24 protein-coding genes and 2 tRNA genes are annotated in these 26,992 nt (G+C 68.0%); 1 reads left to right on the forward strand and 25 read right to left on the reverse strand.

The window, feature by feature from the left end:
• Positions 1 to 66: 66 nt before the first annotated feature.
• The 23 genes from truB to tpiA form a co-directional block, all read right to left on the reverse strand.
• Positions 67 to 993: a tRNA pseudouridine(55) synthase TruB gene (gene truB, locus AC1PME_RS13660; RefSeq protein WP_481096151.1), complete on the reverse strand. Its 927-nt coding sequence runs from the start codon at positions 991 to 993 to the stop codon at positions 67 to 69.
• A 227-nt stretch (positions 994 to 1,220) separates the two neighbouring features.
• A complete protein-coding gene (gene rbfA, locus AC1PME_RS13665; RefSeq protein ID WP_254458527.1) occupies positions 1,221 to 1,634 on the reverse strand; it encodes a 30S ribosome-binding factor RbfA in 414 nt (137 codons plus the stop codon).
• Between the two features lie 113 nt (positions 1,635 to 1,747).
• Positions 1,748 to 4,465 carry a translation initiation factor IF-2 gene (gene infB / locus AC1PME_RS13670; RefSeq protein ID WP_481096152.1) on the reverse strand — a complete coding sequence of 906 codons (2,718 nt, stop codon included), beginning with the start codon at positions 4,463 to 4,465 and terminating at the stop codon, positions 1,748 to 1,750.
• A 95-nt stretch (positions 4,466 to 4,560) separates the two neighbouring features.
• Positions 4,561 to 6,072, reverse strand: coding sequence for a transcription termination factor NusA (nusA, locus tag AC1PME_RS13675; RefSeq protein WP_254458529.1), 1,512 nt, complete (start codon positions 6,070 to 6,072; stop codon positions 4,561 to 4,563).
• Positions 6,069 to 6,674, reverse strand: a complete 606-nt coding sequence (rimP, locus tag AC1PME_RS13680; RefSeq protein ID WP_481096153.1) for a ribosome maturation factor RimP — start codon at positions 6,672 to 6,674, stop codon at positions 6,069 to 6,071. The genes nusA and rimP overlap by 4 nt, the downstream gene beginning before the upstream one ends.
• Positions 6,675 to 6,881: 207 nt before the next feature.
• Positions 6,882 to 6,958, reverse strand: a tRNA-Met gene (locus AC1PME_RS13685).
• A gap of 217 nt (positions 6,959 to 7,175) precedes the next feature.
• A complete protein-coding gene (gene nuoN / locus AC1PME_RS13690) occupies positions 7,176 to 8,651 on the reverse strand; it encodes an NADH-quinone oxidoreductase subunit NuoN (RefSeq protein WP_481098120.1) in 1,476 nt (491 codons plus the stop codon).
• Positions 8,652 to 8,687: 36 nt separating this feature from the next.
• Positions 8,688 to 10,190, reverse strand: a complete 1,503-nt coding sequence (locus AC1PME_RS13695) for an NADH-quinone oxidoreductase subunit M (RefSeq protein WP_254458531.1) — start codon at positions 10,188 to 10,190, stop codon at positions 8,688 to 8,690.
• A gap of 20 nt (positions 10,191 to 10,210) precedes the next feature.
• A complete protein-coding gene (gene nuoL / locus AC1PME_RS13700; RefSeq protein WP_481096154.1) occupies positions 10,211 to 12,373 on the reverse strand; it encodes an NADH-quinone oxidoreductase subunit L in 2,163 nt (720 codons plus the stop codon).
• 7 nt (positions 12,374 to 12,380) lie between these two features.
• Entirely contained in the window at positions 12,381 to 12,686 is a 306-nt protein-coding gene (gene nuoK, locus AC1PME_RS13705; RefSeq protein WP_017908131.1) for an NADH-quinone oxidoreductase subunit NuoK, read from the reverse strand.
• Complete coding sequence (locus tag AC1PME_RS13710; RefSeq protein WP_254458533.1) at positions 12,683 to 13,330, reverse strand: NADH-quinone oxidoreductase subunit J; 648 nt, start codon at positions 13,328 to 13,330, stop codon at positions 12,683 to 12,685. Before AC1PME_RS13710 ends, nuoK begins: the two co-directional genes overlap by 4 nt.
• 9 nt (positions 13,331 to 13,339) lie before the next feature.
• Complete coding sequence (gene nuoI, locus AC1PME_RS13715) at positions 13,340 to 13,828, reverse strand: NADH-quinone oxidoreductase subunit NuoI (RefSeq protein ID WP_012915532.1); 489 nt, start codon at positions 13,826 to 13,828, stop codon at positions 13,340 to 13,342.
• Positions 13,829 to 13,831: 3 nt separating this feature from the next.
• Positions 13,832 to 14,923 carry an NADH-quinone oxidoreductase subunit NuoH gene (gene nuoH / locus AC1PME_RS13720; protein WP_254458534.1) on the reverse strand — a complete coding sequence of 364 codons (1,092 nt, stop codon included), beginning with the start codon at positions 14,921 to 14,923 and terminating at the stop codon, positions 13,832 to 13,834.
• Positions 14,920 to 17,169, reverse strand: a complete 2,250-nt coding sequence (gene nuoG, locus AC1PME_RS13725; RefSeq protein ID WP_481096155.1) for an NADH-quinone oxidoreductase subunit NuoG — start codon at positions 17,167 to 17,169, stop codon at positions 14,920 to 14,922. The genes nuoH and nuoG overlap by 4 nt, the downstream gene beginning before the upstream one ends.
• On the reverse strand, positions 17,166 to 18,509 hold the full coding sequence (gene nuoF, locus AC1PME_RS13730) for an NADH-quinone oxidoreductase subunit NuoF (protein ID WP_209031858.1): 1,344 nt from the start codon (positions 18,507 to 18,509) through the stop codon (positions 17,166 to 17,168). Before nuoF ends, nuoG begins: the two co-directional genes overlap by 4 nt.
• Before the next feature lie 5 nt (positions 18,510 to 18,514).
• Entirely contained in the window at positions 18,515 to 19,042 is a 528-nt protein-coding gene (gene nuoE / locus AC1PME_RS13735; RefSeq protein WP_010343009.1) for an NADH-quinone oxidoreductase subunit NuoE, read from the reverse strand.
• On the reverse strand, positions 19,039 to 20,346 hold the full coding sequence (locus AC1PME_RS13740) for an NADH-quinone oxidoreductase subunit D (RefSeq protein WP_307551376.1): 1,308 nt from the start codon (positions 20,344 to 20,346) through the stop codon (positions 19,039 to 19,041). Before AC1PME_RS13740 ends, nuoE begins: the two co-directional genes overlap by 4 nt.
• On the reverse strand, positions 20,343 to 21,092 hold the full coding sequence (locus AC1PME_RS13745; protein ID WP_184449321.1) for an NADH-quinone oxidoreductase subunit C: 750 nt from the start codon (positions 21,090 to 21,092) through the stop codon (positions 20,343 to 20,345). The genes AC1PME_RS13740 and AC1PME_RS13745 overlap by 4 nt, the downstream gene beginning before the upstream one ends.
• 32 nt (positions 21,093 to 21,124) lie before the next feature.
• Positions 21,125 to 21,679 (reverse strand): NuoB/complex I 20 kDa subunit family protein, encoded by a 555-nt coding sequence (locus AC1PME_RS13750; RefSeq protein ID WP_010343006.1) that lies wholly within the window; start codon positions 21,677 to 21,679, stop codon positions 21,125 to 21,127.
• Positions 21,670 to 22,026 carry an NADH-quinone oxidoreductase subunit A gene (locus AC1PME_RS13755; protein WP_010343005.1) on the reverse strand — a complete coding sequence of 119 codons (357 nt, stop codon included), beginning with the start codon at positions 22,024 to 22,026 and terminating at the stop codon, positions 21,670 to 21,672. The genes AC1PME_RS13750 and AC1PME_RS13755 overlap by 10 nt, the downstream gene beginning before the upstream one ends.
• Before the next feature lie 107 nt (positions 22,027 to 22,133).
• Positions 22,134 to 22,218, reverse strand: a tRNA-Leu gene (locus AC1PME_RS13760).
• A gap of 50 nt (positions 22,219 to 22,268) precedes the next feature.
• Positions 22,269 to 22,703 carry a preprotein translocase subunit SecG gene (gene secG / locus AC1PME_RS13765; RefSeq protein WP_152245707.1) on the reverse strand — a complete coding sequence of 145 codons (435 nt, stop codon included), beginning with the start codon at positions 22,701 to 22,703 and terminating at the stop codon, positions 22,269 to 22,271.
• Positions 22,704 to 22,765: 62 nt separating this feature from the next.
• Positions 22,766 to 23,527, reverse strand: coding sequence for a triose-phosphate isomerase (gene tpiA / locus AC1PME_RS13770; protein WP_254458537.1), 762 nt, complete (start codon positions 23,525 to 23,527; stop codon positions 22,766 to 22,768).
• Between the two features lie 114 nt (positions 23,528 to 23,641).
• Here tpiA and AC1PME_RS13775 point away from each other — a divergent pair, with 114 nt between their 5' ends.
• Positions 23,642 to 24,442, forward strand: coding sequence for an SDR family NAD(P)-dependent oxidoreductase (locus tag AC1PME_RS13775; protein WP_481096156.1), 801 nt, complete (start codon positions 23,642 to 23,644; stop codon positions 24,440 to 24,442).
• Positions 24,443 to 24,561: 119 nt separating this feature from the next.
• On the opposite strand, the gene AC1PME_RS13780 is transcribed toward AC1PME_RS13775, so the two are convergent.
• Positions 24,562 to 25,500 (reverse strand): isopenicillin N synthase family dioxygenase, encoded by a 939-nt coding sequence (locus AC1PME_RS13780; RefSeq protein WP_254458539.1) that lies wholly within the window; start codon positions 25,498 to 25,500, stop codon positions 24,562 to 24,564.
• A 118-nt stretch (positions 25,501 to 25,618) separates the two neighbouring features.
• Entirely contained in the window at positions 25,619 to 26,962 is a 1,344-nt protein-coding gene (glmM, locus tag AC1PME_RS13785; RefSeq protein WP_254458540.1) for a phosphoglucosamine mutase, read from the reverse strand.
• Positions 26,963 to 26,992 lie beyond the last annotated feature (30 nt).

Consider the following 26,992-nt stretch of genomic DNA (forward strand, 5'->3'; position numbering starts at 1 on the left):
AACAAGGCGTTAAGACAGCGTCATGACTGAACGGCGGTCAGATAGCGCCCGCGCGACCGCTCGCGTTCACGGATTGAACATGCGCTGCGGCGCCAGCAGCCCGCTGGCATCGACCTGGCCCAGCCCCAGCGCGACGCCGTCGGCGTCGAACACCGCGGCCAGGCCGGGCGGCCAGGCCGGATCGCGCAGGCGCTGGCCCATGCGAAAACGCTGCGCCGCAGCATGCTCCAGGCGCACCGGTGGAAAATCGGCCAGGCCCGCGGCCAACGGCAGCACCAGCGCCTCCAGCGCCGCCGGATCGTGCGCGGCTAGGTGCTGCAGTCGCTCCAGGGTGACCATCTGCGGCGTCCGGAACGGCTCCACCCACAGCCGCCGCAGCGCGGCGATGTGCGCGCCACAGCCCAGCGCCTCGCCCAGGTCGCGGGCCAGGCTGCGGATATAGGTGCCGGACCCGCAGGCCACGTGCAGGCGCAGGCGCTCGCCGGCATGGGCCAGCACGTCGATCGCATGCACCTCGACCTCGCGCTCCGGCGCCTCGATCGCCTCGCCGCGGCGCGCCTTGACGTACAGCGGCTCGCCGCCCTGCTTGAGCGCGGAGTAGATCGGCGCGCGCTGGCGGATACGCCCGCGCAGCGGCGCCAGCGCCGCCTCCAGCGTCGCCGCGTCCAGCGGCGGCACCGGCCGGGTCCGCAGCACCGCGCCCTCGGCGTCATCGCTGTCGGTGGTGACACCGAGCACGACCTCCGCTTCGTAGGCCTTGGCCGAGCCGAGCAGCAGCCCGGCCAGCTTGGTCGCCTCGCCGAAGCACAGCGGCAGCAGCCCGGTGGCGAGCGGATCCAGGCTGCCGGTGTGGCCGCCCTTCTCGGCACGGAACAGCCGCCGCGCCGCCTGCAGCGCCGCGTTGGAACTCATGCCGATCGGCTTGTCGAGCAGCACGATGCCATCGAGGCGGCGGAAAACGATACGGGGCAGGCGCGGGCCGAAGACGGGCATGGGGTGCGGACGGGGATGTGGGGAGTGGGGAGTGGGGATTCGGGATTGGCGGATCCAGCCCCGGCACGGCGCATGCGAACGGCACGGGCGGAAAGCGCAGGCACGCAAGGAACAGCGGGACGCCGTACGGATGAAAGCACGCCGCGATCGCGGCTGCGAAACGGACGCCCGCGTTCGGCGTCCGCAGTCAGACAATGGACGCCGACGACACGGCGTCGGCGGCGGACTCAGTCCTTGCGCGGCGCCGCGTCACCGTCGTCGACGGCATGACCGTCGGCGTCCTGCTCCTGCTGCAGTTCCGGCATGTCGCGCAGCAGGTTGTCGATGCGCTCGCCGCGATCGACCGAATCGTCGTAGTGGAAATGCAGTTCGGGCACGTGGCGCAGCTTCATCGCCCGCGCCAGTTCGCTGCGCAGTTGCGGCGCCAGTTCCTTCAGGCCCTTGACCGCCTCGGCCGAGCGTTCCTGCATCAGCGCGGTGACGAACACCTTGGCATGGGCCAGATCGCGGGTGACTTCGACGTCGGACACGCTGACCGACGGCAGGCCGTGATCGCGTACGGCCGCATGCACGATCGTGCCGAGGTCGCGCCGGATCTGCGCGGACACACGATCGGTACGGTGAAAGGATTTGGTCGGCATATCGAAAATCTCGTTGTTCGGAACAAAGGAATCGGGAAGGAGCCGGGACGAGCGACGCGCCTGCAGCGCCCCGCTCTTCCCATTCCCCAATCCCGATTCCCGAATCCCAGCTCTTACAGCGTACGCTGCACTTCGATGCGCTCGAAGCACTCGATCTGGTCGCCGGCCTTGACGTCGTTGTAGGCCTTCACGCCGATACCGCACTCGGTGCCGTTGCGCACTTCGTCGACGTTCTCCTTGAAGCGACGCAGCGACTCCAGCTCGCCCTCGAACACCACGGTGTTGTCGCGCAGCACGCGGATCGGCTTGTTGCGCTTGACCACGCCCTCCACCACCATGCAGCCGGCGACGGCGCCGAACTTGGAGCTGCGGAACACGTCGCGCACCTGGGCGATACCGATGATCTCTTCGCGGATCTCCACGCCCAGCAGGCCGGACGCCACCTGCTTCACCTGGTCGATCACGTCGTAGATGATCGAGAAGTAACGCAGGTCGATGCCGTTGGTCTCGATGATGCGCCGCGCCGAGGCGTCGGCACGCACGTTGAAGCCGATCACCGTGGCCTTGGACGCCAGCGCCGAGTTCGCATCGGACTCGGTGATGCCGCCCACGCCGGAGTGGATCACGTTGATGCGGATCTGCTCGTTGGACAGCGCGGTCAGCGACTGCTTCAGCGCTTCCACCGAACCCTGCACGTCGGCCTTGATCACCAGGTTCAGCGACAGCTGGCCTTCGCCCTTGCCGAGCTGCGACATGATGTCTTCCATGCGGCTGCCCGCCGAGGACACCAGGCGCGACTCGCGGCGCTTGGTCTCGCGCTGCTGCGCCACGTCCTTGGCCAGACGCTCGTCGTCGACGACCACGAAGTCGTCGCCGGCATCCGGCACGCCGGACAGGCCCAGCACCTGCACCGGGATCGACGGACCCGCGGAATCGGGCTGCTTGCCGGTCTCGTCGAACAGCGCACGCACGCGGCCGTACTGGATGCCGCACACCAGGTAGTCGCCCTTCTTCAGCGCGCCCTGCTGCACCAGCACCGTCGCCACCGGGCCGCGGCCCTTGTCCAGCGAGGACTCGATCACCACGCCGCTGGCGCGGCCTTCGGCCACCGCTCGCAGTTCCAGCACTTCGGCCTGCAGCGAGATCGCATCCAGCAGCGTGTCGATGCCCTGGCCGGTCTTGGCCGACAGTTCGACGAACTGGGTGTCGCCGCCGAACTCTTCGGCGACCACGTCCTGCGCCAGCAGCTCGTTCTTGACCCGCAGCGGATCGGCGCCGGACTTGTCGATCTTGTTGACCGCCACGATCAGCGGCACGCCGGCCGCCTTCGCATGCTTGACCGCCTCGACCGTCTGCGGCATCACGCCGTCGTCGGCCGCGACCACCAGCACCACGATGTCGGTGAGCTTGGCGCCGCGCGCGCGCATCGAGGTGAACGCGGCATGGCCCGGGGTATCCAGGAAGCTGATGACGCCGCGGTCGGTCTCGACGTGGTACGCGCCGATGTGCTGGGTGATGCCGCCGGCTTCGCCCGAGGCGACCTTGGTGCGACGGATGTAGTCCAGCAGCGAGGTCTTGCCGTGGTCGACGTGGCCCATGATGGTGACCACCGGCGGCCGCGGCAGCTTCTCGCCCTGCGCGTCCTCGGTGTGCGCCAGCAGCGCGTCCTCGGCGTCGGCACTGCCCGCACGCACCGGCTTGTGGCCGAGTTCCTCGGTCACCAGCGCAGCGGTGTCGTGGTCGATGGACTGGGTGATGGTGGCCATCACGCCCATCTTGAACAGCGCCTTGACCACGTCGCCGCCCTTCAGCGCGAGCTTCTGCGCCAGGTCGGCCACGGTGATGGTGTCGCCGATCGCCACTTCGCGCACCACCGGTGCGGTGGGACGCTCGAAGCCATGCGCGCCGCCGCCGCTGCGCGACGGCTCGGCCTGGCGACGGCCGCCGCTGTGGCTGCCGCCGCGCGGCTTGCCGCGCACGTTGGAACGGCGCGCGCGGTCGGCCGCGGACAGGTGCAGCTGGCCGGCGAAGCGGCTGGTGCTGTCGTCGTCCTCGACCCCGGCGACCATCACGTGCGAGCCGCGGGTCTTGTGCTTGTTGTTGGCATTGTTGCGGTCGTCGCTGCGCGGCGCCGCCGGCTTGGCCGGATGTGCCGCACCGGCCGGACGCGGTGCCACCGCCGGACGCGGCGCGCGCGGCGCGGCGGGGGCGGCGGCGTTGCGGTCGGCGGCAGGCGCCGCAGACGGAGTCGCGGCCGGCGGCGCCGACGCGGCTTCCAGCGCGGCCTGGGCCGCGCGTTGCTCGGCCTCGGCGCGCTCGCGCGCTTCCTGCTCGGCCTTGCGCTTGCGCTCGATTTCCTCGGCGCGCGCACGGTCCTGCTCGGCGAGCTTCTGCTGCTCGGCCAGGTTGCGCTGCTTGGATTCCTCCAGCTTGCGCAGGATCTCGGCGCGCTCGTCGTCCACCCGTCCGCCCGCGGCCGGCGCCGCACGCTCGGCGGCCAGGTCCTCGGCCGACTTCACGTAGGTGCGCTTCTGCCGGACCTCGACGTTGACCGTGGTCTTGCTGCGCCCGGCACTGACCGTCACTTCCTGCAGCTTGCGCCGGTTCAGGGTGATCTTCTTCGGCGCCGCCTGGGCCTCTTCCTCGACCGGCTTGTCGGTCTTGCCGTGGGTACGGCGCAGGAAGCCCAGCAGCTTCATCTTTTCGGTGCTGGTGACGACCTGGTCGGGACCGCTGAACTTCATCCCGGCGTCAGCCAGTTGAACCAGCAGTTTCTCGACCGGCGTGTTCACCAGTTCGGCCAGCTTGCGGATGGTGGTTTGCTGCGACATTCGGATCCTATGATCTGGTTGGCGCCCCCTCGCCGCGTGCGAAGGTAGCGCGGATTCTAAGCCCTGATCGGGTCAGGGCGGCATTCATCGCTGACTCATTCGCCGCGCTCCAGGCGGGCGATCTCCTCGGCGCGGGCGGCCAGGATCAGGGCCGCGGCGCGGTCCTTGTCCAGGTCCTCGATGCCGAACTCGAGGATGTCGTCGGCAGCCAGATCCGACAGGTCCTCGCTGGTGCGCACGCCATGGCCGGCCAGCGCGTAGGCGGTGGCTTCGTCCATGCCCGGCAGCGACAGCAGGTCCGCCGCCGGCACACCATCCTCGTCGCTCTCCTCGGCGGCCAGCGCCTCGTTGAGCAGCGCGTCGCGGGCACGCGCACGCAGTTCCTCGACGATGTCCTCGTCGAAGCCTTCCACCGCCAGCAGCTCGCCGACCGGCACGTAGGCGATTTCCTCGACCGAGTTGAAGCCCTCGGCGACCAGGATCGCGGCGATCTCCTCGTCCACTTCCAGCTTGTCCATGAACAGCTGGCGGGCCACGGCCTGCTCGGCCTCGGACTTGGCCGCGACCTGCTCGGCGGTCATCACGTTGAGCTGCCAGCCGGTCAGGCGGCTGGCCAGGCGCACGTTCTGGCCGCCCTTGCCGATCGCCTGGGCCAGGCGGTCTTCCGCCACCGCCAGGTCCATCGAGTGCTTTTCCTCGTCGACGATGATCGACTGCACCTCGGCCGGCGCCATCGCGTTGATGACGAAGTTGGCCGGGTTGTCGTTCCACAGCACGATGTCCACGCGCTCGCCGTTGAGCTCGTTGGACACCGCCTGCACGCGCGAGCCGCGCATGCCGATGCAGGCGCCGATCGGATCGGTGCGGGTGTCGTGCGCCAGCACCGCGATCTTGGCGCGGTCGCCCGGGTCGCGCGCGCAGGCCTTGATCTCGACCAGGCCCTGGCCCACTTCCGGCACTTCCAGCTTGAACAGCTCGATCATGAATTCCGGCGCGGCGCGGCTGATGAACAGCTGCGGGCCACGCGGCTCCGAACGCACTTCGGCCAGGTAGCCGCGCACGCGGTCGCCGGCGCGCAGCACGTCACGCGGAATGCCCTTGTCCTTGGGAATGAAGGCCTCGGCGTTGCCGCCCAGGTCCACGTAGATGTTGCCGCGCTCGGCACGCTTGACCACGCCGGTGACCAGCTCGCCGACGCGATCCTTCCACGCATCCACCACCTGCTGGCGCTCGGCCTCGCGCACGCGCTGCACGATCACCTGCTTGGCGGCCTGCGCGGCGATGCGGCCGAAGTCCGGATTCTCGATCTGCTCTTCGATGTAGTCGCCGACGTCCACGCCCTCGGCCTCGTCGACCGCGTCCATCAGGCGGATCTGCCGGTCGGGCGACTCCATCACCACATCGTCGGCCACCACTTCCCAACGCCGGAACGTCTCGTAGGTGCCGTCCTTGTGGTCGATGGTGACGCGCGTCAGCACGTCCTGGTCGGGGTAGCGCTTCTTCGCCGCCGACGCCAAGGCGGCCTCGATCGCGTCGAAGATCACTTCGCGCGGCACGCCCTTCTCGTTGGCCACCGCGTCGACTACCAGCAACAGTTCCTTGCTCATTCTTTCGCTCCGCGCGCAGCCTCGTCGGCCGCCGGTTCGTTGGATGGTTTCTTATTGGATTTTGCGTTCTTGCCGGCCGGCTTGGGGCCCTTGCCCGGCTTGGTCGGCGCCAGGCCCAGCGCCGCCCAGTCAGGCAGGATCCGCGCCTTGTCGATGTTGTCGAAGTCCACCGCCAGTTCGGCGCCGTCGACCTCGAAGGTAATGCGGCCGGCAGCGGCGTCGGCCTGCGCGATGCGCCCCTGCAGGCGCCGACGGCCCTGCTGCGGCAGCTTCAGCACCACCTTGGCCGATTCGCCCAGGTGGCGGGAAAACTGTTCGGCGCTGAACAGCGGCCGGTCCACGCCCGGCGAGGACACTTCCAGCGTGTAGTTGCCGCTGATCGGGTCTTCCACGTCCAGCTGCGCCGAGACCTCGCGGCTGACCCGCTCGCAGTCGTCGATATTGACCACGCGCTCGGGCTGCTCGGCCAGCGGCACGTCGATGTACAGGCGCAGCGTGGCGCCGCCGGGAGCCGGCAGGTACTCGGCCCCCAGCAGTTCCAGGCCCAACGCGTCCACGGTCGGGCCCAGCAGAGTCGCGATTTCGTTTGCCTTGTCGCTCACAGCCTGCCTTGCATCTGAAATGGTTGAAGAGTCGATTGCGTGCATTTCCCGGACCCCGGAAACGACAAAGGGCCCTCTGGGCCCCTTGTCCGGTAAAACTCCGGTCACGCTGGATTCCGGTTGCGACGACGGGAACATGCGTCATCGCGAAGCCCAGATTTCCCTGCCGCAGGCAACCGGTGTACTGGTTGCCGCTGCAGACAAATATGGTAGCGGGGGCAGGATTTGAACCTGCGACCTTCGGGTTATGAGCCCGACGAGCTGCCAGACTGCTCCACCCCGCAGCAGAAGCGGAATTATGAAGAATCAGTGCGTCGATTGCAAGCCCTGATTTTCATCTCGACGCGGTAGCGAGGCTGCCGTGCGAAGGACGCCATGATAACCGCACACGATGGAAAACGAAACAGTAATCGCATCGCCAAATGCAAAAACGCCAACGCCGCCCTGCGGCGGCGTTGGCGGAAACAGCGGGAAAGCCGCCCTTTCGCGATCGGTTCGCGATCAGGCCAGGTGCGCGAAGGCGCGCTGGCACCACGCCATCAGCGGGCTCCAGGCCAGGCCGAAGGCCAGCAGGCCCAGCGCATTGACGCCCAGCACCACGCCCAGCACGCGGTCGTCGTTGGCCGGCAGCGGCGCGCCGACCGGCTCGTCGAAATACATCACCTTGATCACGCGCAGGTAATAGAAGGCGCCGATCACCGCGCACAGCACCGACAGCACCGCCAGACCGGTCCACCACAGGTTCTGGTCGGGCACCGCGACCACCGCGCCCAGCACCGCCAGCTTGGCCCAGAAGCCCAGGAACGGCGGCACGCCGGCCAGCGAGGCCATGATGCACAGCACCAGCAGCGCCATCCACGGGTTGCGCGCGTTCAGGCCCTTGAAGTCGTCGATGTTCTCGGCCTCGAAGCCCTTGCGCGACAACGCGATGATCGCGCCGAACGAGGCGGTGGACATCACCGCGTAGCAGATCGCGTAGAACAGCGCCGCCGCGTAGCCGCGCTCGCCGCCGCCGGCCACGCCCAGCAGCAGGAAGCCGATGTGCGAGACCGTGGAGTACGCCAGCATGCGCTTGAGGTTGCTCTGCGCCACCGCCATCAGGTTGCCGACCACCAGCGACAGCGCCGCCAGGCCGCCGATCACCCAGTGCCACTGCGGCGCCAGCGGACCCACGCCCACTTCCAGCAGGCGGTAGGCCATGCCGAACGCGGCCAGCTTGGAGGCCGAGCTGATGAACAGCGCGACCGGCGCCGGGGCGCCCTGGTAGACGTCCGGCAGCCACATGTGGAACGGCGCGGCGCCGAGCTTGAAGGCGACGCCGGCGATCATGAACACGGTGCCGGTGAGCAGCAGGGTGTGCTCGCGGCCGCTGCAGATCGCCTCGTGGATGCCGGCCAGGCTCAGCGTGCCGGTGGCGCCGTAGATCAGCGACATGCCGTACAGCAGCAGGCCGGACGCCAGCGAACCCAGCACGATGTACTTCATCGCCGCTTCGGTGGCCATGCCGTTGTCGCGACTGGAGGCGACCAGCGCGTAGGAGCACAGCGCCAGCAGTTCCAGGCCCAGGTACACCATCAGCAGGCTGCCGGCCGAGACCAGGATCATCATGCCGACGGTGGCGAACAGCACCAGCACCGGGATCTCGCCCTGGTACAGCTTGCGCTCGCGCAGGTAGCTCCAGCCGTAGATCAGGGTCAGCGCGCTGAGGCCGACGATCACCGTCTTCATCACGTCGGCGGCGGCATCGCGCACGAACATGCCGTGGAACACCTCGCCCTGCCCGCCCACGCCGGCCACCAGCATCGCGAACACCGCGACCAGGATCGCCACCGAGACGATGTGGGTCCAGACCTTGTTGCGCTCGCTGATGAACAGATCGAGCATCAGCAGGAAGAAGGCACCGGCCGTCAGCACCAGCTCGGGCAGCAGGGGCGGCAGGTCGACGGTGGTCAGAGGCAGCAGCGCAGGGGTGGTCATCATCAAATCTCTGGAATCAATACGCTCGACGGCCGCTTACAGCTTGCTGGTGGCGATCTGCGCCGCCAGCTTCGCGATCGAGGGCTCCATCAGGTCGGTCAACGGCTTCGGATACAGGCCCAGGGCCAGCACGCCGGCCGCGAACACGCCCAGCACCAGCGCCTCGCGACCGTTGATGTCCTTCAGCTCGGCCACGTGCGCATTGGCGACCTCGCCGAAGAACACGCGGCGGTACAGCCACAGGGTGTAGGCGGCGGTGATCACCAGGGTGGTCGCCGCGCCGAAGGCCAGCAACGGATGCGCCTGGAAGCTGGCCATGATGACCATGAACTCGCCGACGAAACCGCTGGTGCCCGGCAGGCCCGCGTTGGCCATGAAGAACAGCATCGCGAAGGTCGCGAACCACGGCATCACGTTGACCACGCCGCCGTAGTCGGCGATGCGGCGGGTATGCATGCGGTCGTACAGCACGCCCACGCAGGAGAACATGGCGCCGGACACGAAGCCGTGCGAGATCATCTGCACCATCGCGCCCTGCAGGCCCAGCCGCGCGGCGTCGACGCTGCCGAAGCCGACCAGGGCGAAGGCGACGAAGGTGCCGAGGGTGACGAAGCCCATGTGCGCGATCGAGGAATACGCGATCAGCTTCTTCATGTCGTCCTGGACCAGCGCGACCAGGCCGACGTAGATCACCGCGATCAGCGACAGCGCGATCACCAGCCACGCCCACTCGTTGCTGGCGTCGGGCAGGATCGGCAGGTTGAAGCGCAGGAAGCCGTAACCGCCGATCTTCAGCGCGATCGCCGCCAGGATCACCGAACCGGCGGTCGGCGCTTCCACGTGCGCGTCCGGCAGCCAGGTGTGCACCGGGAACATCGGCACCTTGACCGCGAAGGCGATCAGGAAGGCGAAGAACAGCCAGGTCTGCTCCTTGGAGGTGAGCGAGAGCTGGTACAGGTCGGCGAGCTGGAAGCTGCCGCCCTTCAGGTACAGGTAGATCAACCCGACCAGCATCAGCACCGAGCCGAGGAAGGTGTACAGGAAGAACTTGACCGCGGCGTAGATGCGGCGCGGGCCGCCCCAGATGCCGATGATCAGGAACATCGGGATCAGCATCGCCTCGAAGAACACGTAGAACAGCATCGCGTCGGTGGCGGCGAAAATGCCGACGGTGACGCCTTCCAGGATCAGGAACGCGGCCACGTACTGGTTGACGCGCTTGTCGATCGAGGTCCAGGCGCCGATCAGCGCCAGCACCGTGACCAACGTGGTCAGCACGATCAGCGCCACCGCGATGCCGTCGGCGCCGAGGTTGTAGCCGATGTTGTACGCCGGGATCCAGGCGTGGGTCTCGACGAACTGCAGCGCGTCGCTGGCGTAGTCGAAACCGGTGAGCAGCGGCACGCTGAGCGCGAAGGTCAGCAACGCCACCAGCAGCGACGCCCAGCGCGCCGCACGCGCATCACGCAGGGCGAGCACCAGGGCGCCGCCGACGATCGGCAGCCAGATCAGGATGGAGAGTAGAGGCCAGTTCGACACGTGTTCTTATTCCGTACAGGTCAACGCCAGAAATGCATCAGCACGCCCAGCAGGGCAATGAGACCGACGATCATCGCGAAGGCGTAGTGATAGAGGAAACCGGATTGCGTGCGACGCAGCAGGTTGGCCGCCAGGTCGATCACGCGCGCGGTGCCGTTGACCATGATGCCGTCCACGACATACGTATCCACCGCGCGCGACACCTTGCCCAGGCGCAGGCCGCCGCCGGCGAAACCGCCGATCCAGAGCTTGTCGAAGCCGTACTTGTTCTCGAGGATCCACACCGGCACCGAGAAGGTCTTGCGTGCCTTCGCCGCCAGTTCCGGCTTCCACAGGTACAGGATCCAGGCCAGGGCGAAACCGGCCAGGGTCAGGAAGAACGGCGGCTGGGTCAGGCCGTGCAGGGCGAACGCGACCGGGCCGTGGAATTCCTCGGCCAGCGCGCCGACGGTGTCGCGCGCCGGATTGTAGAAGTCGACGATGCCGGTGAAGAAGCTGACCGCCTGGCCCTTGATCGCCGCCGCGGCATGATGCCCCGCCCAGTCGGTGCCGAACAGCATCGGGCCGATGGTGAAGAAGCCGATCGCGATCGACGGGATCGCCAGCAGAATCAGCGGCACCGTCACCACCCACGGCGACTCGTGCGGCTCGTGCGCGCCATGGTGGCCGTGACCATGATCGTCGTGACTGTGATCGTCGTGGGCGTGGTCGTCGTGGGCATGCGCGCCGTGGGCGTCATGATGCGCGTCGTCGTGCGCGGGCGCATCGCGGAAGCGCTCCTGGCCGTGGAAGGTCAGGAACAGCAGCCGGAAGCTGTAGAAGCTGGTGATCAGCACGCCGCCGAGCACGGCCCAGTAGCCGTAGCTGGCGATGCTCCAGAACGGCGCGCCCTCGGCATGAAGCTGGGCCGCCTCGATGATGGTGTCCTTGGAGTAGAAGCCGGCGAAGAACGGGGTGCCGACCAGCGCCAGGGTGCCGATCACGCTGGTCCAGTAGGTGATCGGCATGTACTTGCGCAGGCCGCCCATCTTGCGCATGTCCTGCTCGTGGTGCATGCCGATGATCACCGAGCCGGCCGCCAGGAACAGCAGCGCCTTGAAGAAGGCGTGGGTCATCAGGTGGAACACCGCCGCCGAGTACGCCGACACGCCCAGCGCCACGGTCATGTAGCCCAGCTGCGACAGCGTCGAGTAGGCGACCACGCGCTTGATGTCGTTCTGCACGATGCCGATCAGGCCGGTGAAGAACGCGGTAGTGGCGCCGACGACCAGCACGAAGTCCAGCGCGGTCTGCGACAGCTCGAACAGCGGCGACATGCGCGCCACCATGAAGATGCCGGCGGTGACCATGGTCGCGGCGTGGATCAGCGCCGAGATCGGGGTCGGGCCTTCCATCGAGTCCGGCAGCCACACGTGCAGCGGCACCTGCGCCGACTTGCCCATGGCGCCGATGAACAGGCACACGCAGATGATGGTGGAGACGTTCCAGGCATGCCCCTGGAACAGCTGCACCTGGGCCAGGCCGCCGGCGGCCTCGCTGCCCAGCACCGCGGTGGCGTTGGCGAACACGGTGGCGTAGTCCAGCGTGCCGAACCACAGCAGCACGCCGGCGATGCCGAGGATGAAGCCGAAGTCGCCGACGCGGTTGACCAGGAACGCCTTCATGTTGGCGAACACCGCGGTCGGGCGCTTGAACCAGAAGCCGATCAGCAGGTACGACACCAGGCCCACCGCTTCCCAGCCGAAGAACAGCTGCAGGAAGTTGTTGCTCATCACCAGGCTCAGCATCGAGAAGGTGAACAGCGAGATGTAGCTGAAGAAGCGCTGGTAGCCCGGGTCGTCGGCCATGTAGCCGATGGTGTAGATGTGCACCAGCAGCGACACGAAGGTCACCACCACCATCATCATCGCGGTCAGGCGGTCGACCATGAAGCCGACGTGGGCCGAATAGTGGCCGACCTCGAAGAAGGTGTAGAGGTTCTGGTTGAACGGCGAGGCGCCCTGCCCGACCAGCTGGTACAGGGTCCAGCACGACAGCGCGCAGCTGATCGCGACGCCGAGGATGGTGGCGAACTGCGCACCCTTGCGGCCGACCTGACGGCCGAACAGGCCGGCGATGATGCTGCCGACCAGCGGGGCCAGCACCACCGCGATCAGCAGACTCTTGGAGAGCGTAATTTCCATCTGCGGGTCAGCCCTTCAGCGAATCGACTTCGGCCACGTTGATCGTGTGGCGGGTACGGAACAGCGTCACCAGGATCGCGAGGCCGATGGCGGCTTCGGCCGCGGCCACGGTCAGGATGAAGAACACGAACAACTGGCCGGCGGCGTCGCCGAGCTCGCGCGAGAAGGCGACGAAGTTGATGTTGACCGACAGCAGCATCAGCTCGATCGACATCAGCAGCACGATGACGTTCTTGCGGTTGAGGAAGATGCCGGCCAGGGCGATGCAGAACAGCACCGCGCCGAGCGCCAGCAGATGGCCTAGGGAGATCATGGCTGGCCCTCCTGCGATGCCGGCGGAGTGTGGAGCGTGGGCTTCTCGGCGTCCATCTTGACCATGCGCAGGCGATCGCCGGCCTTGACCCGCGACTGGTCGCCCGGGTTCTGGGTCTTGATGCCGGTGCGCTTGCGCAGGGTCAGCATCACCGCGGCCACCACCGCCACGGTCAGGATGATCGCGGCGAACTCGAACGGCAGCAGGAACTGGGTGAACAGGGTCTTGGCCAGCCAGGTGATGTTGGAGGTGTCGGCCGCCTGCGCGGCGGCGTTGTCGGCCGGGAACGGCGCGGCGCTGCGCGCCTTGACGCCGATCAGGGTGATCATCTGCACCAGCATCGCCACCGCCACCACCAGGCCGACCGGCAGGTAGCGCACCCAGCCCTCGCGCATGCGGGCGGTGTCGATGTCCAGCATCATCACCACGAACAGGAACAGCACCATCACCGCGCCGACATAGACCAGCACCAGGGTCACGCCGAGGAACTCAGCGCCCACCAGCAGCCACACGCAGGCGATGGAGAAGAAGGTCAGGATCAGGCACAGCACCGCGTACACGGGGTTGCGCACGCTGATCACCGCGCCGGCGGCGACCGCGGCGATGGTGGCGAAGATCCAGAAAGCGATATTTACCCAATCCATTTCGGAACCTCAGCGGAAGGGAGCGTCGGCGGCGCGGCGCTCGGCGATCTCGGCCTCGAGCCGGTCTCCGATCGCCAGCAACTGCGGCTTGGTGACGATGTTCTCGCCGCGCTTCTCGAAGTGGTACTCCAGCACCTGGGTCTCCACGATCGAATCCACCGGGCAGCTTTCCTCGCAGAAGCCGCAGTAGATGCACTTGAACAGGTCGATGTCGTAGCGGGTGGTGCGGCGGGTGCCGTCCTCGCGCTTGGTCGAGTCGATGGTGATCGCCAGCGCCGGGCACACCGCCTCGCACAGCTTGCAGGCGATGCAGCGCTCTTCGCCGTTGGGATAGCGGCGCAGCGCGTGCAGGCCGCGGAAGCGCGGCGACTGCGGGAACTTCTCCATCGGGTACAGCACGGTGTACTTGGGACGGAACGTGTACTTCAAGGTCAGCCACAGGCCGCCGAGCAGCTCGAGCAGCAGCAGGCTCTTGAAGTAATGGGTGATTTTATTCATCGCTTACACGCCCTTCTGGATCACGCCGTAGAACACCATCAATGCCGTCACCGCGATCCACACGATCGTCAGCGGGATGAACACCTTCCAGCCCAGGCGCATGATCTGGTCGTAGCGGTAGCGCGGGAAGCTGGCGCGGAACCAGATGTACGCGCTGGCGAAGAACAGCACCTTCATCAGCAGCCAGGGCCAACCGCCGGTCCAGATCCAGTTGACCCACGGCGAGACGTCCGCGGTGACCCAGCCCTGGATCGGGCTCAGCCAGCCGCCCAGGAAGAAGAGCGAGACCAGGAAGCTGACCAGGATCATGTTGGCGTATTCGGCCAGGAAGAACAGCGCGAACGCACCGCCCGAATACTCGACCATGTGGCCGGCGACGATTTCCGACTCGCCTTCGACCACGTCGAACGGCGCGCGGTTGGTCTCGGCCACGCCGGACACCCAGTACACGATGAACAGCGGGAACAGCGGGATCAGGAACCAGTCGAAGAACCCGGAGTTGCCGGCCTGGGCCTGCACGATCGTGCTCAGGTTCAGGCTGCCGGCGGCGATCATCACGCCGACCAGGGCGAAGCCCATCGCGATCTCGTAGCTGACCACCTGCGCCGCCGAACGCATCGCACCGAGGAAGGCGTACTTGGAGTTGGACGCCCAGCCGGCCAGGATGATGCCGTACACGCCCAGCGAGGTCATCGCCAGCAGGTACAGCAGGCCGGCGTTGGCGTTGGACAGCACCAGCTTGGCGTCGAACGGCACCACCGCCCAGGCGGCGAAGGCCGGCGCCAGAGTGATCAGCGGCGCGATCACGAACATCGCCTTGTGCGAGCTGCTGGGCTGGATGATTTCCTTGAACAGCAGTTTGAAGACGTCGGCGAAGGCCTGGAAGATGCCCATGCCCACGTACATCGGCCCGTGGCGCACGTGCATCCAGCCGATCAGCTTGCGTTCCCAGACCACGTAGAACGCCACCGCGACGATCACCGGCACGGCGATCACCAGGATCTTCAGCACGATCCACAGGACCACGCCGAGGGCGCCCAGGCCGAGGAGCCACTGGTGCAGCGGGTCGACCACGTTCAACAGCATCTCGTTCATGCAGCCACCACCGTCACCCGACCGGCGCCCAGCGGCGCGGTCGCGCCGTGGCCCGTTTCGATCCAGGCCGCGCCCGGCGCGACCCGCTTGTCCGTCGTCAGCGGCAACGTGGCGCTACCCGCCGCGGTGCCGACCTTGACCATCTGCCCGTCGCTCAGGCCCAGGCGCGTGGCCTCGTCCGGATGCACCGCCACGCCCGGCGCGCGGTTCAGCGGATGCTGCTGCAGCGCCTGCGCACGGCGCACCACCGCATCGGTGCGGTAGATCGCCGGGCTGGCGGCCAGTTCCAGGCCCTGGTCCTGGCGTGCCGGCTGCGCCGAACTCGCCGCGGCGACCTCGCGCGGCTGCAGGCCATCGCGCAGCCCGGCCAGGTCGATGAACTCGAAGCCCTGCAGGCCCAGCTCGCCGCCGAGCGCACGCAGCACGCGCCAGCCCTCGCGGGCCTCGCCCGGCAGCTTGCCGCCGGCGCGGGTGCGCTGCTCGTTGCCGTTGAGGTTGGTCAGCGTCGCCTCGATTTCCGGCAGGGCGCCGATCGGCAGGATCACGTCGGCCACGTCGCGGGTGGAGGCGCAGGCGAAGTGGCTGAACGCCACCACCTTGGCGCCGGCCAGCGCGCTGCGCGCGGCCGCGGCGTCGGCAAAGTCCAGGCCCGGCTCCAGGCCGTACAGCACGTAGGCGCTGCGCGGCTCGGCCAGCATCGCCGCGACGTTGCGGCTGCGCGGCAGCACGCCGTAGCGCGCCAGGCCCAGCGCGTTGGCGCCCTGCGGGATGCGGCACAGCGCCGCGCCGGTGGCCGTCGCGAACTCGCGCGCAGCGGTACGCAGCGAAGCGGCCTGCGGATGGTTCTCGGCCAGCGCGCCGACGATCAGCACCGCACGGCCGGCACCCTGCACCGCCTCGCGCAGCGCAGCGTCGGCCAGCGCCTCGGCGAACTTCGACGGCGCCACGATCTGGCGGCCGGCCTGGTCGAAGGCCACGTCGAAGTCGACCGGATTGATCGAATACACCTTGGTCTGGCGCTGCATCCGCGCCTTGCGCAGGCGTGCATGCAGCAGCGGCAGTTCGTGGCGCAGGTTGCTGCCCAGGATCACCACCACGTCGGCCTGCTCGATCTCCGCCAGCGGCAGCGCGAACGGTTCGGCCAGCGCGGCATCGGAGAAATCGCGGTTGTACACGCGGTGGTCGAGGTTGCCGCTGTCCAGGCCCTCGGCCAGGCGCGCCAGCAGCGCGCCCTCCTCGTTGGAGGTGGACGGATGCGCGAGCACGCCCAGCGCGTCGCCACGGTTGGCCTTGAGGATCTCGCTCGCGGCGGAGAGCCCTTCCGCCCACGACACCTCGCGCCACTGCCCGTCGACCTTGCGCATCGGCCGCAGTGCGCGGTCCTCGGCATACAGGCCCTGGTGCGAGTAGCGGTCGCGGTCGGACAGCCAGCACTCGTTGACCGCTTCGTTGTCGCGCGGCACGGTGCGCAGCACTTCGCCGCGGCGCACGTGCAGGAACAGGTTGGAACCCATCGCGTCGTGGTAACCCAGCGACTCGCGCGCCACCAGCTCCCAGGGGCGCGCGCGGAACTGGAACACCTTGTTGGTCAGCGCGCCGACCGGGCACACGTCGACCACATTGCCGGACAGCTCGGTGGTCAGCGGCTTGCCGTCGTAGGTGCCGATCTGCAGGTTCTCGCCACGGTACATGCCGCCCAGCTCGTAGGTGCCGGCGATGTCCGCGGTGAAGCGCACGCAGCGCGTGCACTGGATGCAGCGGGTCATCTCGGTGGCGACCAGCGGCCCGATGTCCTCGTCGGGCACCACGCGCTTGCGCTCGTTGAAGCGGCTGACCGAACGGCCATAGCCCAGCGACACGTCCTGCAGCTCGCACTCGCCGCCCTGATCGCAGATCGGGCAGTCCAGCGGGTGGTTGATCAGCAGGAATTCCATGACGCTGCGCTGGTACTTCAGCGCCTTGTCGCTGCGGGTCTGCACCTTCATGCCGTCCATGACCGGCGTGGCGCAGGCCGGCGACGGCTTGGGCGACTTCTCGACGTCGACCAGGCACATGCGGCAGTTGGCCGCGATCGGCAGCTTCTCGTGGTAGCAGAAGCGCGGGATCGGGATGCCGGCCTTGTCGGCGGCCTGGATGATCATCGAGCCCTTCGGCACGACCAGCGACTGGCCGTCGATCTCGACGGTCACATGGCCGTCCGGCACCACTGCCGGGGTCGCGCCGGGATTGTTGGGTTGCGCGCTCATGCCGCGGCTGCCTCCAGCTTCTTGCCGTCAACCATCGAATGACCGTTGACGATGTAGTACTCGAATTCGTCCCAGAACTGGCGCAGGAAGCCCTGGATCGGCCAGGCCGCCGCTTCGCCGAAGGCGCAGATGGTATGGCCTTCGATCTGCCCGGCGACGGTGCGCAGCTGGTGCAGGTCTTCCATCGTGGCCTTGCCGGCGACGATGCGCTCCAGCACGCGGTGCATCCAGCCGGTGCCCTCGCGGCACGGGGTGCACTGGCCGCAGGACTCCTTGTGGAAGAACTGCGAGATGCGGCAGGCGAACTTCACGCAGCAGACGCTGTCGTCCAGCACCACGATCGCGCCCGAGCCCAGGCCGGTGCCCAGCGCGCGCAGGGTGTCGTAGTCCATCTGCAGGCCCTTGAGCTGCTCGGCCTTCAGCACCGGCATCGACACGCCGCCCGGGATCGCGCCCTTGAGGGTGCGGCCCGGCTTCAGCCCGCCGGCCATCTCCAGCAGTTCGTCGAAGGTGGTGCCCAGCGGCACCTCGAAGTTGCCGCCCTTCTGCACGCAGCCGGAGACCGAGAAGATCTTCGGGCCGCCGTTCTTGGTCTTGCTCAGCCCCAGGAACCATTCCGGGCCGTTGCGGATGATCGCCGGCACCGAGGCGTAGGTCTCGGTGTTGTTGATCGTCGACGGCTTGCCGTACAGGCCGAAGTTGGCCGGGAACGGCGGCTTGTAGCGCGGCTGGCCCTTCTTGCCTTCCAGCGACTCCATCAACGCGGTCTCTTCGCCGCAGATGTAGGCGCCGGCGCCCAGCGCGCCGTAGATGTCGATGTCGATGCCGCTGCCGAGGATGTCCTTGCCCAGCCAGCCATTGGCGTAGGCGTCGGCCAGGGCCTGCTCGAAATGCTCGAACGGCTCGTGGTGGAACTCGCCGCGCAGGTAGTTGTAGCCCACGGTGGAACCGGTGGCGTAGCAGGCGATGGCCATGCCCTCCACCACCGAATGCGGGTTGTAGCGCAGGATGTCGCGGTCCTTGCAGGTGCCCGGCTCGGATTCGTCCGAGTTGCACAGGATGTACTTCTGCGGCGCGCCCTTGGGCATGAACGACCACTTCAGGCCGGTCGGGAAGCCGGCGCCGCCACGGCCGCGCAGGTTCGACTGCTTGACCATCTCGATCACCTGCTCCGGCGGGATCTTCTCTTCGAGGATCTTGCGCAGCGCGGCGTAGCCACCGGTCTTCAGGTAGCTCTCGTAGGACCACGGGGTGTCGTAGTGCAGCGTGGTGTACACCACCTGGTGCGGCTGCGGCGCGGGGCCGACCGGACCGGTGGGGGCGTGGGGATGCTGTGCCATTGCCGTTACTCCAACCCGTCCAGCAATTCGTCGACCTTGTCCTTGGTCAGATGCTCATGGTAGTGGCCGTTGATGACCATCATCGGCGCGCCGGCGCAACCGGCCAGGCATTCTTCCTCGCGCTTGAGGTAGACCCGGCCATCGGCGGTGGACTGGCCCAGCTTGCAGCCGAGCTTCTTCTCGGCGTGCGCGACCAGGTCCTCGGCGCCGTTGAGCCAGCAGCTGATGTTGGTGCAGAACGCGACGTTGTTGCGGCCGACCTTCTCGGTCTCGAACATCGAGTAGAAGCTGGCGACCTCGTAGGCCCACACCGGCGGCAGCTCCAGGTACTTGGCCACGCCGGCGATCAGTTCGTCGGTCAGCCAGCCCTGGTTCTGTTCCTGCGCCGCATGCAGGCCCTGCAGCACCGCCGAGCGCTTGCGGTCGGGCGGGAACTTGCTCAGCCAGTGATCGATGTGCGCGCGCGTCTTGTCGCTCAGCACCACCATCGGATCGACGTCGCGCGCCGCTTCGAAATTACCTGTCGCCTTCATCGGTCGACCTCACCAAACACCAGATCATAGGTACCAATCATCGCCACCACGTCGGCCAGCATGTGGCCGCGCACGATCGCGTCCATCGACGACAGGTGGGCAAAGCCCGGCGCGCGCAGGTGCACGCGGAACGGCTTGTTGGCGCCGTCGGACATCAGGTAGCAGCCGAATTCGCCCTTCGGCGCCTCGACCGCGCAGTAGGTCTCGCCGGCCGGCACGCAGTAGCCTTCGCTGAACAGCTTGAAGTGGTGGATCAGCGCTTCCATGTCGTCCTTCATGTCGGCGCGCTTGGGCGGCGCCACCTTGAAGTTCTCGACCATGACCGGGCCCGGGTTGGCCTTCAGCCACTGCACGCACTGCTTGATGATGCGGTTGGACTCGCGCATCTCGGCCACGCGTACCAGGTAGCGGTCGTAGCAGTCGCCGTTGGTGCCGAGCGGGATGTCGAAATCCACGCTGTCGTACTTGGCGTAGGGCTGCTTCTTGCGCAGGTCCCAGGCGATGCCCGAGCCGCGCAGCATCACGCCGGTCATGCCCCAGGCGTAGGCCTGCTCCGGGGTGACCACGCCGATGCCGACGGTGCGCTGCTTCCAGATGCGGTTGTCGGTGAGCAGGGTCTCGTACTCGTCCACGCGCGCCGGGAAGGTGTTGGTGAACTCCTCGAGGAAGTCCAGCATCGAGCCTTCGCGCGCGGCGTTGAGGCGCTTCAGCGCATTGCCCTTGTGCCAGCGCGACTCCTGGTACTTGGGCATGCGGTCCGGCAGGTCGCGGTAGACGCCGCCCGGGCGGTAGTAGGTCGCGTGCATGCGCGCGCCCGACACCGCCTCGTACACGTCCATCAACTCTTCGCGCTCGCGGAACGCGTACAGCATCACCGCCATCGCGCCCAGGTCCAGGCCGTTGGAGCCGACCCACATCAGGTGGTTCAGGATGCGGGTGATCTCGTCGAACATGGTACGGATGTACTGCGCACGCTCCGGCGCCTCGATCCCCATCAGGGTCTCGATCGCACGCACGTAGGCGTGCTCGTTGCACATCATCGACACGTAATCCAGGCGATCCATGTAGCCGATCGACTGGTTGAACGGCTTGGACTCGGCCAGCTTCTCGGTGCCACGGTGCAGCAGGCCGATGTGCGGATCGGCGCGGACCACGGTCTCGCCGTCCATCTCCAGGATCAGGCGCAGCACGCCGTGCGCGGCCGGATGCTGCGGGCCGAAGTTCATCGTGTAGTTGCGGATCTCCTGCTTGGCTTCGGCAGGATTGCTGGCGAACCCTTCGTGCGCCTGGTGGTACTCGCTCACTTGGCGGACTCCTTCTGTGCTTCGCCCGCCGCGGTCTGGTAGCGCGCATCGTCGCGGATCACGCGCGGCACGCCCACGCGCGGCTCCACCGAGGTCACCGGCTCGTAGATCACGCGCTGCTTCTCTTCGTCGTAGCGCACTTCGACGTTGCCGATCAGCGGGAAATCCTTGCGGAACGGATGGCCGACGAAGCCGTAGTCGGTGAGGATGCGGCGCAGGTCCGGGTGGCCGGAGAACACCACGCCGAACAGGTCGAACGCCTCGCGCTCGAACCAGTTCGCGCCCGGCCAGATGTCGGTGACCGAGGCCACCACCGGCAGGTCTTCGTTCGGCGCGTAGCACCGCACGCGCAGGCGCTGGTTGTGGCGGTAGGAAATCAGCTGCGCCAGCACCGCGTAGCGCTGCTGCGGCACCGGCAACGGCTGCGCGCCGCCGGCGGCCTCGCCGCTGGGGAACTCGCCCCAGGCGAAACGGCCCACGGCCTTGCCTTCGACGCCGCGGCTGAAACCGTGCGAGGACACGTCCGAGGTATCCCACTCGTCGCTGCCATAGCCCAGGTAGTCCACGCCGCACAGGTCGGACAGCTGTTCGAAACCGAACTCGTCGCGCAGCGCCAGGCAGGTGGCGTGCCAGGCGTCGGCCGGCACTTCCAGGGTGACTTCGCCGCGCGGAAGGGCCACGAACACCTGGCTGCCGGGGAAACGGGCGCCGAGTCGGTCGCTAAAGGAAGATGCTTGCTCTGCCATGGGGGCTTGGCGTGCTCTCGAGGAAAGAGGAATCAGCGCGCGATGGTCTGGGTTCGCCAGATCTTCTTCTGCAACTGCAGGATGCCGTAGACCAGGGCCTCGGCGGTCGGCGGGCAGCCCGGGACGTAGACGTCCACCGGCACGATGCGGTCGCAGCCGCGCACCACCGAATACGAGTAGTGGTAGTAGCCGCCGCCGTTGGCGCAGCTACCCATCGAGATGACCCACTTCGGGTCCGGCATCTGGTCGTAGACCTTGCGCAGCGCCGGGGCCATCTTGTTGACCAGGGTGCCGGCGACGATCATCACGTCGGACTGGCGCGGCGACGGTCGGAACACCACGCCGTAGCGGTCCAGGTCCAGGCGCGCGGCGCCGGCGTGCATCATCTCGACCGCGCAACAGGCCAGGCCGAAGGTCATCGGCCACATCGAGCCGGTGCGCGCCCAGTTCAGCAGCGCATCGACGCTGGTGGTGACGTAACCCTTCTCCAGCAGCGGGTTCTCGCCTTCGGGACGCAGGATGTCGTCCACCCGCCCTTCCGGGATCGGGTTGGTCATCAGGCGATCCAGGGTCTGAATCACTCCCATTCCAGCGCTCCCTTCTTCCACACGTAGACAAAACCGAGGAACAACATGCCGACGAACAGGCCCATGGTGACCAGGGAGCGAGCGCCCAGGTCCATGAACACCTGCGTCCACGGCACGATGAAGATGATTTCCAGATCGAAGACGATGAACTGGATGGCGATCAGGTAGTAGCGCACGTCGAACTTCATGCGCGCGTCCTCGAAGGCCTCGAAGCCGCACTCGTAGGGCGACAGCTTCTTCAGGTCGGGACGCCGGGGACCGAGGAACCGCCCCACCAGCATCAGCGCGACGCCGATACCGGTGGCCACGATCAGAAACAGCAGGGTCGGCAAATATTCGGCCAGCACTCGCGATTCTCTCTTGCCTGTGCCCGCACGCGTGCCGCGCAGGCATGGGATAGACGATTCTCCGAGCGAGGGCGTGATGCCTTCGCGCAGAAACCGTAGCCAAACAATGGTGCCCAAGAGGGGACTCGAACCCCTACGACCTAAGTCGCTACCACCTCAAGGTAGTGCGTCTACCAATTCCGCCACCTGGGCTTGCGTAAAACCGCACGGCAATCCCGCCGCGCAGCATATTGTAACCGCCTTCAGTCTTTCTGCGACGGGGCAGGCGACTTTTCTTGCGCTTTTTCCGGCGCCTGCTGGGCGGCCGGGGCGGCGGCGGGGGCAGCCGGGGCCGCAGCGGCAGCCGACGGCGCCTGCGGCACCTGCAGTTCGCCGGCCGGCGCGGCCGGCGCCGGGGTGGCGGACTGCGACATCACGCCCAGATTGGCGTCGGCCGGACGCGCGCTATGGCCGGCGTACCAGGCCATGAACAGGCTGATGGCGAAGAACACCACCGCCAGCCACTTGGTCGACTTGGACAGGAAGTTGGACGCGCCGCGCGATCCGAACACGGTACCGGACGCGCCGGCGCCGAACCCGGAACCCGCCGCCGCACCGGCGCCGCGCTGCATCAGGATCAGCGCGATCATCGCGATCGCCACCAGCACGTAGACCACATTGAGGATGACCATCAGCATTTCGAAATCCGTCCGGACAGTACGACTTGGGGGACGAGCGGCCGCCACCGGCAGCCGTTCGCTCAACAGGCGGCCGCCGCTCGCACGATGGCCAGGAACTCCGCGGCGACCAGCGAGGCGCCGCCCACCAGCCCGCCGTCTACATCCGGCTGCGCGAACAGCTCGGCGGCGTTGTCGGGCTTGACGCTACCGCCATACAGGATCGGCAACGAATCCGCGATTCTAGCATCGCGCGCCGCCACTTCGCCACGGATGAACGCGTGCACCGCCTGCGCCTGCGCCGGGCTGGCGGTGCGGCCGGTGCCGATCGCCCAGACCGGCTCGTAGGCCACCACCGCGCGGGCGAAGCCCTCGGCGCCGACCCGCTCCAGCACCGGCGCCAGCTGCGCGGCGATGACCGCCTCGGTCCGCCCGGCCTCGCGCTGCTCCAGGGTCTCGCCCACGCACAGGATCGGGATCAGCCCGGCATGCACGGCCGCGGCGAACTTCTGCGCCACCAGCTCGTTGCTCTCCTGGTGGTACTGGCGCCGCTCCGAGTGCCCGACCAGGCCGTAGTCCGCGCCCACGTCGACCAGCATCGCCGCCGACACCTCGCCGGTATAGGCGCCCTTCTCGTTGCTGCTGACGTCCTGCGCGCCGAAGCGCAGCAGCCGGTCCTCGAAATTTTCGATCAGGTCGCCCAGGTACGGCAGCGGCGGCAGGATCACCACCTCCACCTCGTGCTCGGCCTCATGCAGCCCGGCGACGATCTCCCGCACCAGGTCGGCGGCGAAGTGGCGGGTGCCATGCAATTTCCAGTTTCCGGCTACGATCTTGCGTCGCATCGGCGCATCTCCGGCGAAAAAGTGCCGAGAGGATAGCCGATGCGCCGCCAAGGGCAGGCATCGTCCCGGCCGTCCCGCCCTCCCCCATCGCCCGCTGCAGGTCCGGAGACCCCCATGCCCCAGCTTCCCGGCTACGCCCTGATCACCGGCGCCTCCAGCGGCATCGGCCGCGAGATCGCCCGCGAATACGCCCGCCGCGGCGTGCCGCTGATCCTCAGCGCGCGCCGCGAGGCGCTGCTGCAGGCCCTGGCCGAGGAACTGCGGCCGCAGGTGCCGGTGGAAGTGCTGGTCGCCGACCTGGCCGACCCGGCGGCGCCGGCCGCACTGGTGGCGGAGCTGGAACGGCGCGGGCTGGCGGTGCGGATCCTGGTCAACAATGCCGGCTACGGCGTGCCCGGCCGCTACATCGCCCAGGACTGGGCGGTGCACGCGGCGTTCCTGCAGGTGATGGTCGGCGCGGTCTGCGAACTGACCTGGCGGCTGCTGCCGGCGCTGCGCGCCAGCGGCCACGGCCGCATTCTCAACGTCGCCTCGTTCGCCGCGCTGGTGCCGGGCGCCGATGGCCACACCCTGTACGCGGCGGCGAAGAGCTTCATGCTCCGCTTCAGCGAATCGCTGGCCCTGGAGAACGCCGACCGCGGGGTCGGCGTGTGTGCGCTATGCCCCGGCTTCACCTGGTCCGAGTTCCACGACGTCACCGGCACCCGCGAACAGATGAACGCCCTGCCGCGCTGGCTCTGGCTGCAGACCGCGGCGGTGGCCCGCGCCGGCATCGACGGCGCCGAACGCGGCAAGGTGCGGGTGGTCCCGGGCGCGGTCTACCGCACCCTGCTCGGCCTGACGGCACTGCTGCCCAATGCCTTGCTGTTGCGGATGATGGGCCGCGGCTCACATCGCTTCAGAAGCGTGGAATGAAGCCGGGAATGGGGAAACGGGAAAGGGGAAAGGGAACACGAGCCGACGAAGGCCTGTGACAAGACTGGACACGGACGCCCGCTTTTACCGATTCCCCACTCCCGATTCCCGATTCCCAGCTACTTCAGCTTGATCTCCCGCAACCGCTCCTCCAGATAGCCCTGCGCGGTGATCGGCTCGGGATAGCGGCTGGGGTTGTCGGCGCTGACGCAGGACGGCAGCACGTCGATCACGAAGTCCGGGTTCGGGTGCAGGAAGAACGGCACCGAGTAGCGCGGCTGGCGCGCCTGCTCGCCCGGCGGGTTGACCACGCGGTGGGTGGTCGAGGGATACACGTGGTTGGTCAGGCGCTGCAGCATGTCGCCGATGTTGACCACGATGGTGTCGGCGTCGGAGGTGAACGGCACCCACTCGCCCTGCTTGGACTTCACTTCCAGGCCGGCGGCGCTGGCGCCGACCAGCAGGGTGATCAGGTTGATGTCCTCGTGGGCGCCGGCGCGCACGTTGGGGATGTCGTCGGCGGTGATCGGCGGGTAATGGATCGGGCGCAGGATCGAATTGCCCGAATCGGTCTTGTCGACGAAATAGTGCTCGGGCAGGCCGATGTGCAGCGCCAGCGCCGACAGCACGCGCGCGCCGAGCTGGTCCAGCGCCTGGTACAGGCCGTAACCGTGGGTGCGGAACCCGGGCACCTCGCTCGGCCACAGGTTCGGCGGCATCACCGCGCGGTACGGGGAGTCGTCGGCGATCTCGCGGCCGATATGCCAGAACTCCTTCAGGTCGAAATGCTTGGAGTCCTTGGCGGTCTCCACGCCGAAGGCGGTGTAGCCGCGCGCGCCGCCGCCGCCCGGCAGGTGGTACTGGCGCTTGGTCTCCTCGGGCAGGGCGAAGAAGGCCTTGAACACGTCGTAGGCCGCGTCGATCTGCGCCTGGGCGATGCCGTGGTTGCGGATGCCGGCAAAGCCCCACTCGCGGTAGGCCGCGCCCAGCTCGGCGACGAACGCGTCGCGGTCGGTGTCGAAACGGGTGATGTCGAGGGTGGGAATGCGCGCAGTCATGGCAGGAACCGTCATCTCGTGAAAAGGGAACAAACGCCGCGCTCAGCGCAGCAGGCGATACAGCAGGTAGAACGTGACCGCCTTGGCGACGACCACGAAGAGGGCGATGGCGACCGACTCACGCCGCGTCACGGACCGCCTCGGCCAGCGCGTCCAGGGTCTGCTGCATCAGCGTCGCATCGTCGGCCTCGACCGTGACCCGCACCACCGGTTCGGTGCCGGAGGCGCGCAGGAAGGCGCGCCCGCGCCCCTGCACCGCCGCCTGCGCCGCCGCCAGCGCGGCCTTCACGCTATCGGCCTCGAGCGGGCGCACGCCCGGCTGCAGGCGCACGTTGACGGTCTGCTGCGGCACCTTCTGCAGCCCGGCCAGCGCCTCGCGCAGGGTCTGCCGCGAACGCTTGAGCACTTCCAGCACCTGCAGCGCGCTGACGATGGCGTCGCCGGTGGTGGCGCGATCCAGGCACAGCATGTGCCCGGAGGCCTCGCCGCCGAGCACCCCGCCCTGTTCGACCAGCGCCTGGTGCACGTAGCGGTCGCCGACCTTGGCGCGCAGGAACGGCACCTGCAACGCGGCCAGCGCCCGTTCCAGGCCGTAGTTGGTCATCAGCGTGCCGACCACCGGCCCGTGCAGGCGGCCGCTGGCCTGCCAGCCGCAGGCCAGCACGTACAGCAGGCCGTCGCCGTCGACCGGATTGCCCTGGTCGTCGGCCATCAGCACGCGGTCGCCGTCGCCGTCGAAGGCGATGCCCAGGTGCGCGCCATGCTCGCGCACGTTGGCGGCGAGGTTGTCGATGTGCATCGAGCCGACGCCGGCGTTGATGTTGAGTCCGTCCGGCGCGGCGCCGATCGCGATCACCTCCGCGCCCAGTTCGCGGAACAGCAGCGGCGCGATGTGGTAGGTCGCGCCGTGCGCGCAGTCCAGCACCAGCTTCAGTCCGCGCAGGTCGAAGCCGCGCGGCACGCTGGCCTTGCAGAATTCGATGTAGCGGCCGATCGCCTCGCGCGCGCGCATCGCCTTGCCCAGCCGCTCGGACTCGACCGTGGCGAACGGCGCGTCCAGGGCCGCCTCGATCGCCTGCTCGGTGGCGTCGTCGAGCTTCTCGCCGTGGGCGGAAAAGAACTTGATGCCGTTGTCGTAATGCGGATTGTGCGAGGCGCTGATGACGATGCCGGCGTCGGCGCCGAGGGTGCGGGTGAGGAACGCCACCGCCGGGGTCGGCATCGGCCCGAGCAACTGCACGTGGGCGCCCGCCGCGACCAGCCCGGCCTCCAGCGCCGACTCGAACATGTAGCCGGAGATGCGCGTGTCCTTGCCGATCACCACGGTCGGCCGCGCGGTGCCGCCGGCGACCAGCACGCGGCCCAGCGCATTGCCCAGGCGCATCACGAAATCGGCGGAAATCACGCCCTGCCCGACCCGGCCGCGAATGCCGTCGGTGCCGAAGTATTTGCGCGGGCTCATGCGGCGGGGTATCGGGAATGGAACATGGGG

The organism is Xanthomonas sp. NCPPB 901 (genome assembly GCF_056725085.1).